This is a genomic window from Microbulbifer elongatus, from assembly GCF_021165935.1.
In the GTDB taxonomy this organism is placed as follows: domain Bacteria; phylum Pseudomonadota; class Gammaproteobacteria; order Pseudomonadales; family Cellvibrionaceae; genus Microbulbifer; species Microbulbifer elongatus.
In genome coordinates this window covers 3,822,055-3,838,661 of the sequence record NZ_CP088953.1, presented here as the reverse complement: position 1 = coordinate 3,838,661, position 16,607 = coordinate 3,822,055, and the positions used below count along the sequence as shown (strand labels likewise).

Genomic DNA, 16,607 nt, shown 5'->3' with positions numbered 1-16,607 from the left:
GTGTGAACCAGGTAGCAGTTGAGCCAGCCAATCAGCGAGAGCTGGAATTCACTGACCGGGATTTCCAGCGTATTCGCGCGCTGATTGCCGAGCGGGCTGGTATCGTCCTCGCTGAGCATAAACGGGATATGGTGTACAGCCGCCTTGGGCGCTGTGTCCGTAATCGCGGTCTGCGGCGTTTCAGTGATTATCTCAAGTGGCTGATTGATGGTTCGGAACAGGAGGCGTGGCAGGAATTTGTCAACGCACTGACCACCAATCTCACTGCATTTTTCCGGGAGTCCCACCATTTTGATTTGTTGGTTTCACATATAAAAGACCGGCGGGATCCGGTCAGGATCTGGAGCGCCGGTGCTTCGACGGGTGAAGAGCCCTATTCCATCGCCATGGCACTGGGGGAAGCTCTCCCAACACTGGCAAAGCTCGAAATATTTGCCTCGGATATTGATAGCGAAGCACTGGCACGGGCACGCAGTGGGATCTATTCGCTGGAACAGGTACGACGGCAAGTGTCTGATGAGCGCATGCGGCGCTGTTTCCTCAAGGGGAGTGGCCGGCGCAGCGGATACGTTCGCGTGCGCCCGGAATTGGCCCGGCAGGTTCGCTTTGAGCGGCTAAATCTGATTGGCCAGCACTGGCCGGTACAGGGGCGTTTTGACGCGATCTTCTGTCGCAACGTAATGATTTACTTTGACCGGGATACCCACACCCGGCTACTTGAGCGCTTTGCGCGGTTACTGAAGAAGGACGGATTGTTGTTTGTCGGTCACTCTGAGAATTTTACAAATATTACTCAGAGCTTCCGTCTTCGTGGGCAGACTGTCTATACGCTCGCCTGATCTCCCACGGCAGCCGCTAGACGATGGTATAGCGCCAGAGGAAAAACCTTCTCTCCCTCCCTAAAGCCCTGTGAGCAGCGGCCGATGAATACTACAGGTTCAGTTAATACCCGATCTCATGGCTGCGGTTCCCGTCAGCATGCAAGGTCCGTGTAAAAGATAGCGCTGTAGCGAAAGCGGGAGAGCAGACGTTACCCATGGAAAAAATAAAAGTGCTCTGTGTCGACGACTCGGCACTTATTCGCGGGCTTATGCGCGAAATTATAGATGGCCAAACCGATATGGAAGTGGTTGCGGTTGCGCCCGATCCGCTGGTAGCACGGGACCTGATTAAACGCCTGAATCCGGATGTGCTCACATTGGATGTGGAAATGCCACGGATGGATGGGCTGGATTTTCTTGAGCGGCTGATGCGTCTGCGCCCGATGCCGGTAGTGATGGTCTCATCGCTCACCAGGTCCGGCTCTGAAATTACCCTGCGCGCACTGGAGCTTGGAGCAGTGGATTTTGTCGCCAAGCCACAGCTTGGGATTCGCAGCGGGCTTTTGGTGTACGGTCAGCAGATTGCTGAAAAAATCCGCGCAGCAGTGCGCGCGCAGCCGGCCCGTCAGATGGTGCGAAAGAAGGAGCCTCAGCCCGCGCTGGAATCGGTGATGGTTTCGAGTGAAAAGCTCATGATTATTGGCGCTTCCACCGGCGGCCCGGAAGCGATTCGTCGCGTACTTGAGCCATTACCGGCCAACAGCCCGGCGATTCTAATCGCTCAACATATGCCCAGCGGGTTTACACGCTCGTTTGCCGAGCGGCTGAATCGCTTGTGCCGGATACAGGTGAAAGAAGCGGTACACGGAGAGCGTGTCCTGCCCGGGCACGCGTATATCGCTCCTGGGGACCAGCATCTGAGATTGGGGCGAAGCGGTGCCAACTATTTGGTGGTGTTGGATGCTGGTCCGGCAGTCAACCGGCATCGCCCCTCGGTCGATGTTCTATTTGAGTCGGCCGCGGAATTGGCCGGTCGCAACGCCATTGGTGCGTTGCTGACTGGTATGGGCCGGGATGGTGCCGCTGGGCTGCTGGCCATGCGAGAGGCAGGCGCTGCCACACTTGCTCAGGACGAATCCACATCTCTGGTGTTTGGTATGCCGAGGGAGGCAATCGCCATCGGAGGGGCTCAAAACGTAGTGGCTTTGGACCGCATTGCCGAGCAGATGCTTTCGTTGGCAGCCGCATCTGGGCACGCACAGCGTGTTTAGCAAAGTACGAAATGAAACTTAGTTCCAGGATTACCGACGAGGAGAAACGCCGGCCATGATGAAACTGATCAGAAACCTCAATATCAACACGGTAGTGGCCGGGGTACTGCTGTGTTGCACCCTGTTGATGGGCACATTGGTTGCCCTTCGAATGGCTACTAACCAGGTTGGTGATGATTCTATTCGTACACTTCACCGGGTTAATGTCCAGGTGATGCACGACGTATTTCGCGCGTATTCAACTCTGAATAAAAGCATGATTGAAATGAATCTTGCTGCTGGTGAGCTGGAGCACGGACGCAACCTGAGTGCGAAAACGTACTTGAAGGGCGTAGGTGAAACCCTTAAGCAGACGCATTCAGAGTTTGACCGGCTTTCGAGTATTGAAATGACGGAAGAAGAAAGAGAAGCGTTTGCGGAGCTTTCTCTTGTGTTTACCGAAATGCTCAATGAACTGGATGCGGAGTACCAGCTTCTGGTTCAGGAAAAACCAGACCTGGAAAGTTACAACGAGCGCAAGGAAGATATCAGTGTATTCAGTGATGATCTCAATGTGGCATTGCTGTCGTTACTGGACCAGGCCGGTGTACAGAGCGAAGCAATCATGCAGGGGTACAGGGATACCACCCGCCACTACGGCATAATCGGTATCATCGTCATTGCGTTCATTGCCGTTACTCTGGCGCTGATCTACCTGTTACTGCGCAATATCGTGGTGCGACCACTGGGTGAGGCGATGGAAAACCTTCAGAGTATCGCGCAAGCCGATCTCTCTCGTCCCATCAGTGATCACGGTGGCAATGAAATCGGCCAGCTGTTCAACGCCATGCGTGAAGTACAGCGTAGTCTGAGTCGCATTGTGACTCAGGTGCGTACCGGCAGCACGTCCATTTACAGTGGGTCGTCGGAAATTGCTCGCGGCAATATCGACTTGTCTGCACGCACTGAACAACAGGCAGCATCATTGGAAGAAACTGCCACTAGCATGGAAGAGTTGACGGCTACCGTGAAACAGAATGCGGATAATGCGCGTCAGGCCAGCGGCCTTGCCAATGATGCATCGGGTACAGCCATTCGTGGTGGCGATGTAATGCAGCAAGTATCCAGCAAAATGCAAGGAATTACCGAAAGCTCCCGTAAGGTCGCGGAAATTACCGGCATGATCGACTCCATTGCCTTCCAAACGAATATTCTCGCGCTGAATGCCTCTGTAGAGGCCGCACGCGCCGGTGAGCAGGGGCGCGGATTTGCGGTGGTGGCCGGAGAGGTACGTAATTTGGCCGGTAACAGCGCCGATGCTGCACGTCAGATTAAATCGCTGATCGAGAATTCAGTACTGGAAGTAGAGCAGGGCGCGTCCCTTGTGAATCAGGCAGGCGATACCATGAAAGAAGTCGTAGATGCGGTTAAGCGCGTTACCGATATCATGGACGAAATATCAGCGGCCTCTCAGGAGCAGAGCAGCGGAATTGAACAGGTCAGCCGTGCCGTGAGCCAAATGGATGAGTCCACACAGCAGAACGCAACACTCGTCGAAAAGGCATCTGCTGCAGCGGCATCCCTGGAGTCACAAGCACAGCGATTGGAAGAAGCTGTGGCCATTTTCCGACTCACCAGTGAATCTGAAGATGAAAGCGGATTTTTATCTTTAGCGGCCAATCCAGAGGCAATCTCTGCTACCAAAGAAAAGGGGACTCGCATGGCGTCGACAGAAGCGGCGGATACACAGGAATCGGGTGATCTGAAGAAAAGCCCAGTTCCAGAGAAGGGTGCCCATGAGCTGGCGACAGCCGGTGAAGATGAATGGGAAGAATTTTAACTTTGATCTGAAAGGTTTGCGAAAGCGTTAAGACGGAGAGTGCAGTCAATGGACAAGAACATGAAGATTCTGGTGGTGGACGACTTCCCCACCATGCGGCGAATCATTCGCAGCCTGCTCAAGGAACTTGGCTTCAATAATGTGGACGAAGCAGAAGATGGTCAGGAAGGGCTCGCGAAGGTGAACGGCGGTGGCTTCGAATTCGTGGTTTCCGACTGGAATATGCCAAACCTCAATGGTCTGGACATGCTCAAAGATATTCGTGCGAACGAGGCTACCAAGTCTCTACCGGTCTTGATGGTTACGGCGGAGGCAAAAAAGGAAAATATTGTCGCGGCGGCTCAGGCCGGTGCCAATGGCTACATCGTCAAACCGTTCACTGCGGCGACGCTGGAAGAAAAGCTGACTAAAATTTTTGAGAAGCTGGGAAAATGAGCGCGCTGATACCCGCTTCTTCCGGGAAGGAGAAGTGATCGTGAATACTGAGTTAAAGCCAGTCAGCTTCGACAATGCGCAAAGCGACGAGCTGGTGGTTCGAATCGGCCAGTTGACGAGAATGCTACGTGACAGCATGCGCGAATTGGGCCTCGATAAAGAAGTCGAGAAAGCAGCCAAGGCTATACCGGATGCCCGTGCACGGCTTGATTATGTCGCTTCTATGACCGAACAGGCTGCGGAACGTGCGCTTAACTGTGTTGATCGCGCACAGCCCCTGCAAAATGAAATCGAGTCGCGCGCTCAGGCACTGGACCAGCAGTGGCAGTCCTGGTTTGAAAACCCCAAGGAGCTGGATGAGGCGCGTGAGTTGGTTCGGGAAACCCGAGACTATCTCTCGGCCGTACCCACCATGGCTCGTGAGACCAACAAAGAACTGTTGGAAATAATGATGGCCCAGGACTTCCAGGACCTGACAGGTCAGGTCATCAAGAAGATGATGGAAGTCATTCAGGAAGTCGAACGTCAGTTACTGCAGGTACTCTTGGAAAGTGTGCCGGAAGGCGATGAGCGGGAGGCTTTCCGGCGTCGCCTTGAAGACGGATCCGCCGCAGATAACCAGCGTAGGGAGGAGTCGTCTCTGGTTAATGGCCCCCAGATCAACGCTGAAGCCGAAGACGTTGTCAGCAGTCAGGACCAGGTGGATGACCTGTTGGAAGAGCTGGGTTTCTGAGTACCCATCTCGATCTCGGGTAGAGGGCGCTACGCTGAAATAGCGCCTTGTTGTTCCCCTTTTTAGGCCTTTAGTGGTCTCCCTATTGGCCGACAATGGCCGGCACCCGATAACCACCGGATGCCGAGATGGCTGACGATAGCCAGGATCAGGACAAAACAGAAGCCGCCACTCCCCGGCGCCTTGAGAAGGCCCGTGAGGACGGTCAGGTGGCGCGCTCCAGAGAGCTTGCAACGGTCATGCTACTGTGCACTGGCCTCGGTGGCCTGTGGGCGCTGGGTCCGACACTATTCGCGCAGCTGGGACTGATGATGGAGCAATCCTTCCTGTTTGACCGGCAGCGGGCATTTGACCCCGCGGTCATGGTCAGTACCAGTGCGCATCTCACCGCCCACAGCCTGTTGGCTCTGGTTCCGCTATTCGCGCTATTCGCTGCGGTGGCTCTGTTTGCACCTAACCTCTTGGGCGGTTTCCTGATCTCCGCCAAATCTCTCAAACCACAGCTTTCCAAACTTAACCCGGTCAAGGGACTCAAACGGCAGTTTTCCTCCCAGGCATTGGCAGAACTTGGCAAGGCCATCGCAAAATCTGTACTTGTGGGCACTGTGCTCGCACTGTTTTTGTTTGACCGACGCGGTGAATTTCTCGCACTGATGGATCTGGGAACCGAACGGGCCATGGCGTCCGCCCTGCGCCTGGCTGCGGAAGCCTGCGGGTTAATGGCATTTTCTTTGATTCTGGTGGTGGCAATTGATGCGCCCTATCAGCTCTGGAGTCACGCCAAGAAACTGCGCATGAGCAAAGAAGAAGTGCGCCGTGAGTTCAAGGAGAGCGAGGGCGACCCTCAGCTTAAAGCACGAATTCGACAGCAACAGCAGACCATGGCCCGCAACCGGATGATGACTCAGGTTCCGGAAGCGGATGTGATCATCACCAACCCCACCCGGTACGCAGTCGCACTGCGCTACGATGAAAGCCGCATGACTGCACCGCGGGTAGTCGCGAAAGGTGTGGAAGCGGTTGCCGCGCGTATACGCGCCTTGGGAGACGAGTACGGTATTCCGCGTCTCGAAGCGCCACCGCTGGCACGGTCCCTGTACCGCCATGTTGATCTCGAGCACGAGATTCCCGCCCCCCTGTATACCGCGGTAGCTGAAGTGCTCGCCTGGGCCATGCAGTTGCGCCGCGCTAAACAGCAGGGCGAAGCCCCACCCGTAACGCCGGAGCAGTTCCCGGTACCTGAAGAGTTAGAGGTAGATCCGTGAAACCCATGAGTTCCTATTTTGGCAGCAACCAATTTTCGCTGCCAGCGGGCAGAGTCCTGGCTGGCCCGGTGTTGATCCTGCTGATCATGTCGATGCTGATCCTGCCGCTACCGCCCTTTGCGCTGGACATGTTTTTTACCTTCAACATTGCGCTGTCCCTGATGGTGTTGCTGGTAAGCATGTTTACCTTGCGCGCGCTGGATTTTGCGGCTTTTCCCGCAGTGCTGCTATTTACCACGCTTTTGCGTCTCGCACTTAATGTTGCATCGACACGCGTTGTATTGATGGAGGGGCACACCGGGGGGGCTGCCGCGGGCAAGGTGATCGAAGCTTTTGGCCAGTTTCTGGTGGGTGGTAACTTTGCCGTGGGGCTGGTTGTATTTCTGATTCTTGTTGTAATCAACTTTATGGTGATTACCAAGGGTGCTGGGCGGATTGCGGAAGTAGGTGCACGCTTTATGCTTGATGCGATGCCCGGAAAACAGATGGCAATCGATGCGGACCTGAACGCGGGCCTGATTGGCGAGGAAGAAGCGCGTACGCGGCGCACAGAGGTGGCGCAGGAAGCGGACTTTTACGGGTCCATGGACGGGGCGAGTAAGTTTGTACGCGGGGATGCAGTTGCCGGTTTGGTCATTATGGCAGTGAATGTGATCGGCGGTCTGTTGATCGGTACCATGCAGCACGACCTTTCGTTTGGAGAGGCCGCCCGCACATACACTTTGCTCACCATCGGCGACGGGCTGGTTGCCCAGATTCCTGCGCTGGTCATTTCTACGGCCGCGGGTGTCACCGTATCGCGGGTCAACACCGATCAGGATGTTGGCCAGCAGATGATAGAGCAGTTGCTCACCAACCCCCGGGTGCTGTATCTCGCTGCGGGGGTGATGGGATTGCTGGGGCTGGTTCCCGGTATGCCTAACCTGGTGTTCCTACTTTTTACTGCGGCTCTTGCAGGTATTGCCTGGTGGATGGGGCGGCGAAAAGACGAGGAGATGGTGAAGGAACAGATGCATTCAGAACCCGATATCGAGCCGGAAGCGCCAGAAGCCAGTTGGGACGATGTGGAGCTTATTGACACTCTTGGTCTGGAAGTTGGCCATCGATTGATACCGTTGGTAGATCAACGCCAACAGGGAGAGCTTCTCGGGCGAATTAAAAGTGTGCGTAAAAAATTTGCCAAGGACATTGGGTTTCTACCCCCTGTTGTACATATTCGTGACGACCTGGAATTATCGTCGAACACCTACGTGATCAACCTGAAAGGCGCTGAAGTTGGCAGAGGTGAGGCGCATCCGGGTAAGTGGCTGGCAATCAACCCGGGACAAGTTAGTGGTGAGCTTAAAGGAACGGTCACAGAGGAACCGGCGTTTGGTTTGCCCGCGGTATGGATTGAGCAAGATCAGCGCGAGCAGGCGCAGGTATATGGTTTCACAGTAGTGGATGCCGGCACCGTCGTGGCGACACACTTCAACCACCTGCTGCATCGGCATTGTGCAGAAATGCTTGGCCGTCAAGAAGTTCAACAGCTGCTGGACAAGCTGTCAGGCGACAGTAAGAGCCTGGTGGAAGAGGTAGTGCCGAAAACCGTATCCCTCACAACCCTGCAGCGAATTTTACAGAACCTGCTCGATGAAGAAGTCCCCATTCGTGATATGCGTAGTATTCTCGACGTGCTTGCGGATCAGGGTGAACAGAATCTCGATGTCCCTGAGCTGACCGCGAGAGTACGTCTTGCCCTGGGGCGAGTGCTTGCTCACCAGTGGTTTCCCGGTAACAGTGAGCTCAGAGTTATGGGCTTGGATAGCCAGCTGGAACAGGTGCTATCTCAAGCTTTGGAAAGCGGTGGTGCTCTGGAACCGGGGCTTGCTGATACGTTGATGTCTCAGGCCGCCGCTGCCATCGAGCGTCAGGAAACCGCCGGAGATCCTCCAGTGCTTGTTGTAAATCATAATCTGCGACCATTGCTAGCACATTTCCTGCGCCGTCGCTTGAGGCGGATGGCGGTGCTTTCATTAGCTGAAATTCCCGATGATCGTATGGTGAAAATTACAAACCTGATTGGTGACCGATCCGGGGCACCCGCATGATACTTAAGGCTTGAAAAGACATACGCAACGACTTCTATTCCCTGAATAGGAATTTCCCCTCGAGTGAATAATGATATTGGCTCCGGCAGCTATAAAAAGAATCTGTTGGGCCATCATCACAATCTAAAAGGTGGCTGGGGAGTTGCAATGTATACAGCACAGGGAACGATCAATCGTGATGCGCTACTGGAAGAGCATCTTCCTGCAGTGAGGCGTCAGGCTTTGTCACTCCAGGTGAAACTGCCCGCTGGAGTTGACCTGGATGACTTGATTCAGGCTGGTATGGTTGGGTTGCTCGACGCCTTGCAGCGGTTTGATCCCAATGCCGGAGCCAGCTTTTCTACTTTCGCTAACCAGCGTGTGCGCGGCGCAATGATTGATGAGCTGCGTACCCGCGATTGGCTTCCTCGCAGTGTCCGCCGCAACGCACGACTGCTTGATCAGCAGCTCCAGAAGCTTGAACAGCGCCTTGGCCGCGCTGCGGATGAACGGGAAATATCCTCGGCAATGGGTATGTCCGCCGATGAGTACCATCAGCTCTTACAGGACACAAATTGCGGGCACCTTTTACCCTTCGAAGAGATAGTTGCTGAAAGCGGAGAGCCAGAGGCGGGTGCGGGCTCCCCAGCAACACCCTTCGCCGCACTGTTGGAAGGCGAGCGTAAACGTGACCTACTCAACGCGATTGAGAAGCTCCCTGAGCGAGAAAAATTGCTGATGGCACTGTACTATCAAGAAGATCTAAACCTGAAGGAAATAGGGGCTGTTCTCGGAGTGACTGAGTCAAGGGTATGCCAGTTGCACAGCCAGGCAATCAAGCGTCTGCGAGCGCGACTCGTTGAGTAAGCCGTAGGAATGTTCCGTAAGTAAAAAAGACGTCGGAGGAACCGCCGTCGAATAAGCGCAATCGTAAATCAACTGCCAAGAGAGAAACGGATCGGTACAGTAAAACTAAACGTTTCCACACCGAGATGTGATGGTATCTGAGGATATGGATTTGCGCGCTCGACGCTGCGAAGTGCTTCCCGGTTCAGGCTGGAATAACTGGACTCTTCGATAACCTGAATATCCTGTACCTCACCTTTTTTATCGACGACGATCTTAAGAACAACTTCACCCTCCCAACCGCGTTGTTGAGCGCGAGATGGGTATCGAATATTTTTGACGGTGTGGCGGTTCAGAGCATCGGAATAACTCTCGACATCGCCTTGTTGTTTGACGCCACTCAGGCGAGGTGCGGCGTCTACAGACAGGCTCGCTGCCAGTAGTGGCAGAGCCAATGCAAAATGTAAAGCTTTCATGGCTGTTTTCCGGTAGTTAGCGTTTCGGTACTGACTGTGAGTTTGCGATACAGGAGGGTAGTTGCTCCCGCTATGAGTATCATCGGCCATGCTTGGAAAAGCTTTAGAGTATAGAAAAGCCCGGCGAAGTGGGACCTTCGTCGGGCCTGATGTGCCCCTGTGAGAGCGTAATTTATTAAGCGCTTTGCATTATGTACCCGCTTAAAGGTCCCCGTTCAGGGCTTGTTGAGCCTGTCTCGCCCAGGAAACACTATGGCGATACGCGGTTTCATAGATCGGCTGGCTTGCTATTAGCGAAAGTTCTGAGAATCGGCCTTGTTCGTAAAGCTCGACTTCATTCAAAATATTCCCCAAATTACCGTTTCGGTGTAGTAAAGCATCTTTCACACCTTGGCTGAGTGGTACTTGCTGCATCAGCTCTTCCATGGCAATGTCCATCATCGCGTCCAGGAGTGAAAGCAGACCGACAATAAAGTTGTCACTAGCGTTCCCATTGCCACATATTTCGGCGAGCACTTCACACATGCGTCCACGAATCAGCATCTTGCGAGTCAGTTCTTCAGGTTTACCTTGCTCGCCTTCGATCAGGAACAGGCTTGCCCAGCGCTGAATTTCTTTCATTCCCAGCAAACCGATTGCTTGAGAGATCGACCGGACTTCCCGGTGCAAACTGACCGCCGCAGAATTAACCAGTTTAAGAATGCGGTACGTGAGTTTGGCATCCTGCAATGCGATTTCTTCCAGTCGCACTGGAGAAGCGGTTGGGTTTTGCAGTTCATTCAGAAGCTCAAGCAGTAGTGCTTTGTTGCCACTTATCTTTTTACCTTTTACCGGAGAAGGAACACTGAGAAAGTCGCCCTGGTAGTAAGTGAAGCCCAGTTTTACACAGGTAGCGAAGCGTTCTCTGGTTTTCAGATTGTCCGCAAGCGTTTCTACTCCATGAGTGCGGAGCTTCGTTATAGCGGTACGCAGTTGTGTATCGCTCATTTGATCTGTATCCAGCTTGACGATATGGACTACATCCAGCAGAGCGTCCAGCTCTACGTCATCCGGGTCATAGCTGGATAATGCTATGCGGTAGCCTCGTTTGGCCATTTCCTTAAGGCGCTCTACCCGCTCGGAAGTCAGAAGCACATCCTCGGCCACTTCCAGTATGTAGTGCTGTTGAGACAATGTCGGCAAGCCGGGTGCAAAAATGACGTCGTCTGTTACTTTCAGAAAGCCAGGTACGCTCTTTGTTTGGCCCCGTTGATAAACTTGATTGTAGTTACCCATTATGATCGGGCTACTGGCCTCAATCTCTCTGAGAGTGGCACCTTTTCGGGCTGTTTCGCTCTGTAGTAGTAATTCAAATGCAGCGACATCGTGGTTGCGGGTGAATACTGGCCGGCAGGCCAGTAAAACATCCAGAGTGTCGTCACTGATTGCTTGAGCAAGTGATGTCACGTTGAGGACTCCTGAGTCTAGATTGGGAGGCGGGGGCAGTAATTATGGCGTGAGAATCGGCAGGGTGAATATTCTCTCTAAAACGCTTATACGCGCGAGCTAACCTTACTATTCTGATTGCGAGCGCGGCCGTCTGGGCCGTAAAGCCCCTTTCCAGCAGCTTCCTGTAAAGCATTCAGTAAACGTTGATTACTCGCGGCACGGAGCGCGATCACGGTACCGTTTGCCCGGTTGAGCCGCTCGGCTTCACCAGTGAGCGCGATGAGCTCTTGCCAGAAACTAAGGCAGCCGGCGTCACGTGCGGCCAGTTCGTCGCCTTTGCGGCTATTCGTATAGCCTAACTGTTGTAAGGTCTGGCGCCGTTTCTGCTCATAGCGGTTTAATCTTTGTAGGCTGTCGCGCTTGCGCTCGGCGATATCGGTCAATTTCTGCCCATCCACCGTTCCCGCGCTGAGCTGAGCTCGTTCCTCAAACAGTAGTTGTTTTAGTTGCTCTACGCTCAGCCGGTATTGTTGAAGAAATTGATGCAGGTTCACGGCTCTTCCAAGCCTTCCTGCTCCCGCAGACTGGCGATCAAACCTTCGGCGATTCGTTCTACGCGAATTTCAAACGTACCCGACGCGATCGCTTCACGAAGCTCTTCCACCCGCAGTGTGTCAATATCCTGGCTACTATCTGCAGCTGGTTGGTGTAGCTGACTAACGTTCTTGAGTGTCCCGGCGGCGCCGGGGTTCGCTGCAGACTCCACCGGTGCGCTTGCCGGCTTCTCGCGAGGAGTGTTGGCGGGCGTCAGTTGGGTAATGTTCTGGATTTTCACGCGGCGGTCTCCGTTGTTCTTCCTACGCTATATCGGCGCTTGCAGGTCCGACTTGAATATATTTTTGTGACGTATGTCGCATCTTTGGTCGGAGGTGGCCGCTCGATGCAACCCGTTTGGCGGGAGCTATTGCCCTGTAGGTGGATGGATATCAACCAGTGACGGGCCGGTTACATAGCCAGAGAGAATTTTGCGGTTATGCAGTCGAACTCTCACCTTTTCTCCCTGGGTACCCTCATCCATTGCCAGTCCTTCGCGCGCAATATGAAAGCCCTGTCCCGAAGCGACCAGCGTTACCGGTTGGCGGCGGCTTACCAGCGGTCGCGATTTCAGTTGGTGGCGTTGTAATACTTTGCTTGAGCGCAAAGGTCGACTGGCTATCTTGCCAATAATCTGCGAACGCTCGCGCAGCGCTCCCCGTGGGAGTGCGCTGAGTTCGCCCTCGACGCGCTTAAGCATTGCGGCTGTAAGCTCAGTACCTGCTGGTAGATTTTCCCTGGGTACCCAGTAGTGTCCGAAAGCGCGGATCAGCGCTTGAAGATAGCGAGTGTGTGGTGCATTCAGGCAGCGTATACCTACCGTCATACGGCCCCACTGTACCGTGCTGTTTTCTGGCAGGAACGCGCTAAGAGCGTGGCATTGGTCCCAGTGGCGGGCACCCTTCTGTACTTGTATTTCCACTCGCTCGCCGAGATGCGTAGTTCTCTCGGCGAGAAGCCGGTGAGCCATCGTTTCCGGTTTTTGTTCGTCATGTGTTGTTTTTGCTTCACTAAGGAGGGGGATGACTGTGAGCAGTGTCAGAGTGATGGAAAGCGCACGATGCATGACGATGACCTGTTTACTCAGTGCAAAGCGGTGGGTCGCGAATTACGGCATATTGTATTTAGCATCCACTTTTCTGAAGGGGAGAAATAGAGGAAAAAGCGCCGCCTATTTTCAGTTTTGCGTAGTCGGCTCTATCTGTAGTCTTTATCTTGAAAAGGTAAAACCGGGAGAACCTGTATGATTGATCGGCTTTCCGCAGCGCTCAAATTCGACAGCGAAGCGCTAAGTCTGCGCGACCGGCGGCAACAGGTGTTGGCTAACAATATTGCCAATGCGGACACCCCGAATTACAAGGCGCGAGATTTCAACTTCTCCCGTGCATTGGCTCAGGCCACGGCTGGCGCGGAGATCGGGGGTCGGAATATCAGTCGTGAGGGTAATACTCTGGCACTGACGATGACTTCATCGAATCACATCGCGACACAAGGGGGCATTAACAGCGGGCCCAGTATGCTTTACCGGGTGCCGGATCAGCCGAGTCTGGATGGAAATACGGTGAGTATGGATCAGGAGCGCAGTCGGTTTACCGACAATGCGGTGCGTTATCAGGCTGCCCTCACACTGCTCAATAGTCGTATTCGTGGGCTCAAGTCGGCAATGCAACCGGAATAGATGAAACCAGATGATCAGTGCGATCAGAGCAATACCTAATAAATTCGAAGGAGTGTAGCGTTTCGATGTTTTCTATTTTTGAGATATCAGGATCCGCGATGGCGGCGCAAGGGCAGCGCATGAATGTGACTGCGAGTAATCTTGCCAATGCGGACAGCGTTGCAGGGCCAAATGGAGAAGCTTACCGCGCAAAGCACCTGATTTTTGCCGCGCGTCAGCAAGAGAATGGTGGCATTGGTGGGGTGCGTGTGCGCGGGTTGGTAGAAGACTCAGCGCCGCTGCGTCAGGAGTATCGCCCGGACCACCCCCTGGCTGATGAGGCAGGTTACGTCAGTTTGCCGAATGTGGAGCCGGTCAATGAAATGGTCGACATGATTGCCGCGTCTCGCTCCTATCAGGCGAATGTGGAAGTGATGAACACCAGCAAGCAGCTGATGCTGAAAACGCTCACGTTGGGAGAAAATTAATGGCCGTGGAAAATGTTATTGATAGCGGTGTGCGTAGTGCATTGAACGCGACAGCTGGTTCCAGTAGTGGGGCTGCGGACATGCAGTCTAGTTTTATGACGTTACTTGTGGCGCAACTCCAGAATCAGGATCCAATGAATCCGATGGAGAATGCCGAGATGACATCCCAGTTGGCCCAGATCAACACGGTCAGTGGTATCGAAAGTCTCAACGAGACCCTGGCGGGTATTAATGGGCAGTTGGATACCAGTCAGATGTTGCAGGCCGCGGATATGATCGGCAAGGGCGTACTGGTGGAAGGTGATCGTGTGCTGGTGGGTGAGGAGGGGGCAACCACGCCTTTTGGTATCGAAATCCCTAGTGCGGCAGATGAAGTGCATATCATCATTCGCAATGCGGCTGGTGAAGTGGTACGTACCTTCGAACCTTTCTCGCTTGAGGCCGGGGTGGAATCATTCACCTGGGATGGTATGACCAACGAGGGAACAGCGGCACCAGCAGGTTCCTATCATGTATCCGCCAGCGCGACTGCCAATGGCGAATCTCTTGTCGCCCGTGCTTTGAATTACGCCCTGGTGAGTGGTGTCAACCTCGACGCTCAGGGCGCTCCGAAACTGGATCTCGGTGGTATCACCGACCCGGTGAGTCTAGATGAGATTCGCCAGATTCTCTGAGCGGTAACGCGTCATCAACTTTTAGAATAACAGGTACTGATTATGGGTTTTTCACAGGCATTGAGCGGACTCAACTCCGCAGCGGTCAATCTCGATGTTGTCGGTAACAATATTGCCAACTCCCAGACGGTAGGGTTTAAAGGGTCCAGTGTTCAGTTTGCTGATGTATACACCGGTGCACTGGCTGGCCAGGGCAACCGTGTGGCCGCAGTCTTACAGGACTTTTCCAATGGTACATTGGAAGCCACTGGGCGAAGCCTGGATCTCGGGATCAATGGTAACGGGTTCTTTCGCTTTACCCAGGGCGGTGAAGTAGTTTACTCCCGTAATGGACAACTTACTCTCACCGCAGATGGTTATCTGCAGAATGCGCAGGGAGCGCGCTTGACCGGCTTTCCTGCTGGAGTGGGCACCGGTGGCCAGCCAGTGGAGCTCCGGGTTCCCGCCGACGCCATGAACGCAACGCCGACCTCTGGTGTGGATATTTCTATGAATCTGGACGCCACAGTCGATACTGTCGACCGCACGGCTTTTCCGTTCGATACCACCGATAGCGGCACCTATTCCTATGCCAACACCGGCACTGTGTACGATTCACTTGGAATTCAGCACACTATGACGACCTATTTCACCAAGACCGCAGATAACGTCTGGGAAGTCCGTGTGGCAGTGGATGGCAACGCCGACTCTGCCAATGTTGGTCAACTGGTGTTTGACAACAATGGCAGTTTGAATGAACCGGGAAGCACGTTTCCTACCTATAGTTTCGCACCAGGTGGCGGCGCCGATGTCCTGGATTTCGATATCCGTTTTGATGGATCCACTCAATTCGGCAATGACTTCGCCCTGAATTCCCTCGATCAGAATGGCTATGCTGCAGGTGCGTTGGTCGGGATAACATTTGACGATGATGGAACCCTGCGGGGCAATTACGCCAATGAGAAAAGTCAGGTGCTCGGGGTAATTACCTTGGCAAATTTTCGTAATCCAGAAGGCCTTTCCCCCAATGGCGATAATGTATGGGTAGAAACCGGTAGTTCCGGGCAACCACTGCTGGGTCTGGCTGGTGTTGGCCAGTTTGGTACCCTGGAATCTGGCGCTGTGGAAACTTCCAATGTGGATCTTACCCGCGAACTGGTAGACCTGATTGTCGCTCAGCGCAATTATCAGGCGAATACGCAGACCATCAAAGTGCAGGATGAAGTGCTTCAGGCTGCGGTGAACCTGCGCTGATGTCTCTGGTATAGAGGGGAAAGAATATGGATCGCCTTCTGTACACCGCCATGAGTGGTGCTCGCCAGAGTATGGAGCAGCAATCGGTGGTGAGCAATAACCTGGCCAATGCCACTACTTCTGGTTTTCGCGCGCAGTTGTATGCGTTGCGCGCGGTGCCAGTTCAGGGAGATGCGCTGTTGGCTACCCGGACGTCAGTGGTCGCTTCTACACCAGGAGCAGATTTTCGCTCGGGTCCGGTGAATGCCACTGGACGCGAGCTGGATATCGCATTACAGGGTAATGCCTGGCTCGCGGTACAAAGCAGCGATGGAAGTGAGGCGTATACCCGTCGCGGTGATTTACAGGTTGATGCTACCGGTATGCTTTCTTCTGCCGGCCACCCGGTAATGGGAGAAAACGGGCCGGTGATAATGCCTCTCGGTGCCCGTATCTCTATCGGAGTTGATGGCACCATCAGCGCTATTGGGGCCGGCGAAGATCCTGAAGCATTGGTACAGGTAGCCCGCCTGAAGCTCGTGACTCCGGATGATGGGGGGCTTCAGCGCGGTACAGATGGACTTTTCCGCGCTGTACCGGATATGGCAGGCAATGTAATTCCACTGGCACAGAACGAGCAGGCGCGTTTGATCTCCGGCTCTCTCGAGGGCAGCAATGTGAGTCCAGTCGAATCCATGGTGGCCATGATCGACAACGCGCGGCGCTACGACATGCAGCTCAAGGTCATCGAAAGCGCCGATGAAAATGGCCGTCAGGCCGACAGCCTGTTGTCACTGGATTAACCGTCGGATAATTAGA

The 16,607-nt window shown here is 54.1% G+C and carries 18 protein-coding genes; 13 read left to right on the top strand and 5 right to left on the bottom strand.

Annotated features, from left to right (window positions below; genetic code table 11):
• The first annotated feature begins 2 nt into the window (after nucleotides 1-2).
• The 8 genes from LRR79_RS15890 to LRR79_RS15850 all read left to right on the top strand — a co-directional run bounded on the left by LRR79_RS15890 (nucleotide 3) and on the right by LRR79_RS15850 (nucleotide 9,280).
• Nucleotides 3-839 carry a CheR family methyltransferase gene (locus tag LRR79_RS15890; protein WP_231758146.1) on the top strand — a complete coding sequence of 279 codons (837 nt, stop codon included), beginning with the start codon at nucleotides 3-5 and terminating at the stop codon, nucleotides 837-839.
• Between the two features lie 197 nt (nucleotides 840-1,036).
• Complete coding sequence (locus LRR79_RS15885) at nucleotides 1,037-2,092, top strand: protein-glutamate methylesterase/protein-glutamine glutaminase (RefSeq protein WP_231758145.1); 1,056 nt, start codon at nucleotides 1,037-1,039, stop codon at nucleotides 2,090-2,092.
• Nucleotides 2,093-2,147: 55 nt separating this feature from the next.
• Nucleotides 2,148-3,911, top strand: coding sequence for a methyl-accepting chemotaxis protein (locus LRR79_RS17320; protein WP_269455087.1), 1,764 nt, complete (start codon nucleotides 2,148-2,150; stop codon nucleotides 3,909-3,911).
• Nucleotides 3,912-3,959: 48 nt separating this feature from the next.
• The gene (cheY, locus tag LRR79_RS15870) at nucleotides 3,960-4,346 is read left to right on the top strand and encodes a chemotaxis response regulator CheY (RefSeq protein ID WP_231758144.1); all 387 of its coding nucleotides are present in this window, start codon (nucleotides 3,960-3,962) and stop codon (nucleotides 4,344-4,346) included.
• Between the two features lie 40 nt (nucleotides 4,347-4,386).
• Nucleotides 4,387-5,079, top strand: a complete 693-nt coding sequence (cheZ, locus tag LRR79_RS15865) for a protein phosphatase CheZ (RefSeq protein WP_231758143.1) — start codon at nucleotides 4,387-4,389, stop codon at nucleotides 5,077-5,079.
• A 128-nt stretch (nucleotides 5,080-5,207) separates the two neighbouring features.
• Nucleotides 5,208-6,344, top strand: coding sequence for a flagellar biosynthesis protein FlhB (gene flhB / locus LRR79_RS15860; protein WP_231758142.1), 1,137 nt, complete (start codon nucleotides 5,208-5,210; stop codon nucleotides 6,342-6,344).
• 5 nt (nucleotides 6,345-6,349) lie between these two features.
• Nucleotides 6,350-8,434 carry a flagellar biosynthesis protein FlhA gene (flhA, locus tag LRR79_RS15855; RefSeq protein WP_231758141.1) on the top strand — a complete coding sequence of 695 codons (2,085 nt, stop codon included), beginning with the start codon at nucleotides 6,350-6,352 and terminating at the stop codon, nucleotides 8,432-8,434.
• A 63-nt stretch (nucleotides 8,435-8,497) separates the two neighbouring features.
• A complete protein-coding gene (locus LRR79_RS15850) occupies nucleotides 8,498-9,280 on the top strand; it encodes an RNA polymerase sigma factor FliA (RefSeq protein WP_231758140.1) in 783 nt (260 codons plus the stop codon).
• A gap of 68 nt (nucleotides 9,281-9,348) precedes the next feature.
• On the opposite strand, the gene LRR79_RS15845 is transcribed toward LRR79_RS15850, so the two are convergent.
• The 5 genes from LRR79_RS15845 to flgA all read right to left on the bottom strand — a co-directional run bounded on the left by LRR79_RS15845 (nucleotide 9,349) and on the right by flgA (nucleotide 12,823).
• On the bottom strand, nucleotides 9,349-9,735 hold the full coding sequence (locus LRR79_RS15845; protein WP_231758139.1) for an energy transducer TonB: 387 nt from the start codon (nucleotides 9,733-9,735) through the stop codon (nucleotides 9,349-9,351).
• Nucleotides 9,736-9,936: 201 nt separating this feature from the next.
• The gene (locus LRR79_RS15840) at nucleotides 9,937-11,181 is read right to left on the bottom strand and encodes an EAL and HDOD domain-containing protein (protein WP_231758138.1); all 1,245 of its coding nucleotides are present in this window, start codon (nucleotides 11,179-11,181) and stop codon (nucleotides 9,937-9,939) included.
• A gap of 86 nt (nucleotides 11,182-11,267) precedes the next feature.
• Nucleotides 11,268-11,717 (bottom strand): flagella synthesis protein FlgN, encoded by a 450-nt coding sequence (locus LRR79_RS15835; RefSeq protein WP_231758137.1) that lies wholly within the window; start codon nucleotides 11,715-11,717, stop codon nucleotides 11,268-11,270.
• Nucleotides 11,714-11,998, bottom strand: a complete 285-nt coding sequence (flgM, locus tag LRR79_RS15830) for a flagellar biosynthesis anti-sigma factor FlgM (protein WP_231758136.1) — start codon at nucleotides 11,996-11,998, stop codon at nucleotides 11,714-11,716. Before flgM ends, LRR79_RS15835 begins: the two co-directional genes overlap by 4 nt.
• A 126-nt stretch (nucleotides 11,999-12,124) precedes the next feature.
• Entirely contained in the window at nucleotides 12,125-12,823 is a 699-nt protein-coding gene (gene flgA, locus LRR79_RS15825; RefSeq protein ID WP_231758135.1) for a flagellar basal body P-ring formation chaperone FlgA, read from the bottom strand.
• 177 nt (nucleotides 12,824-13,000) lie between these two features.
• Here flgA and flgB point away from each other — a divergent pair, with 177 nt between their 5' ends.
• The 5 genes from flgB to LRR79_RS15800 all read left to right on the top strand — a co-directional run bounded on the left by flgB (nucleotide 13,001) and on the right by LRR79_RS15800 (nucleotide 16,591).
• Entirely contained in the window at nucleotides 13,001-13,435 is a 435-nt protein-coding gene (gene flgB / locus LRR79_RS15820; RefSeq protein ID WP_231758134.1) for a flagellar basal body rod protein FlgB, read from the top strand.
• A gap of 98 nt (nucleotides 13,436-13,533) precedes the next feature.
• A complete protein-coding gene (gene flgC / locus LRR79_RS15815; protein ID WP_231758133.1) occupies nucleotides 13,534-13,902 on the top strand; it encodes a flagellar basal body rod protein FlgC in 369 nt (122 codons plus the stop codon).
• Nucleotides 13,902-14,576, top strand: a complete 675-nt coding sequence (flgD, locus tag LRR79_RS15810; RefSeq protein WP_231758132.1) for a flagellar hook assembly protein FlgD — start codon at nucleotides 13,902-13,904, stop codon at nucleotides 14,574-14,576. Before flgC ends, flgD begins: the two co-directional genes overlap by 1 nt.
• A gap of 42 nt (nucleotides 14,577-14,618) precedes the next feature.
• The gene (flgE, locus tag LRR79_RS15805) at nucleotides 14,619-15,809 is read left to right on the top strand and encodes a flagellar hook protein FlgE (protein WP_231758131.1); all 1,191 of its coding nucleotides are present in this window, start codon (nucleotides 14,619-14,621) and stop codon (nucleotides 15,807-15,809) included.
• 26 nt (nucleotides 15,810-15,835) lie between these two features.
• Nucleotides 15,836-16,591 carry a flagellar basal body rod protein FlgF gene (locus LRR79_RS15800; RefSeq protein WP_231758130.1) on the top strand — a complete coding sequence of 252 codons (756 nt, stop codon included), beginning with the start codon at nucleotides 15,836-15,838 and terminating at the stop codon, nucleotides 16,589-16,591.
• Nucleotides 16,592-16,607 lie beyond the last annotated feature (16 nt).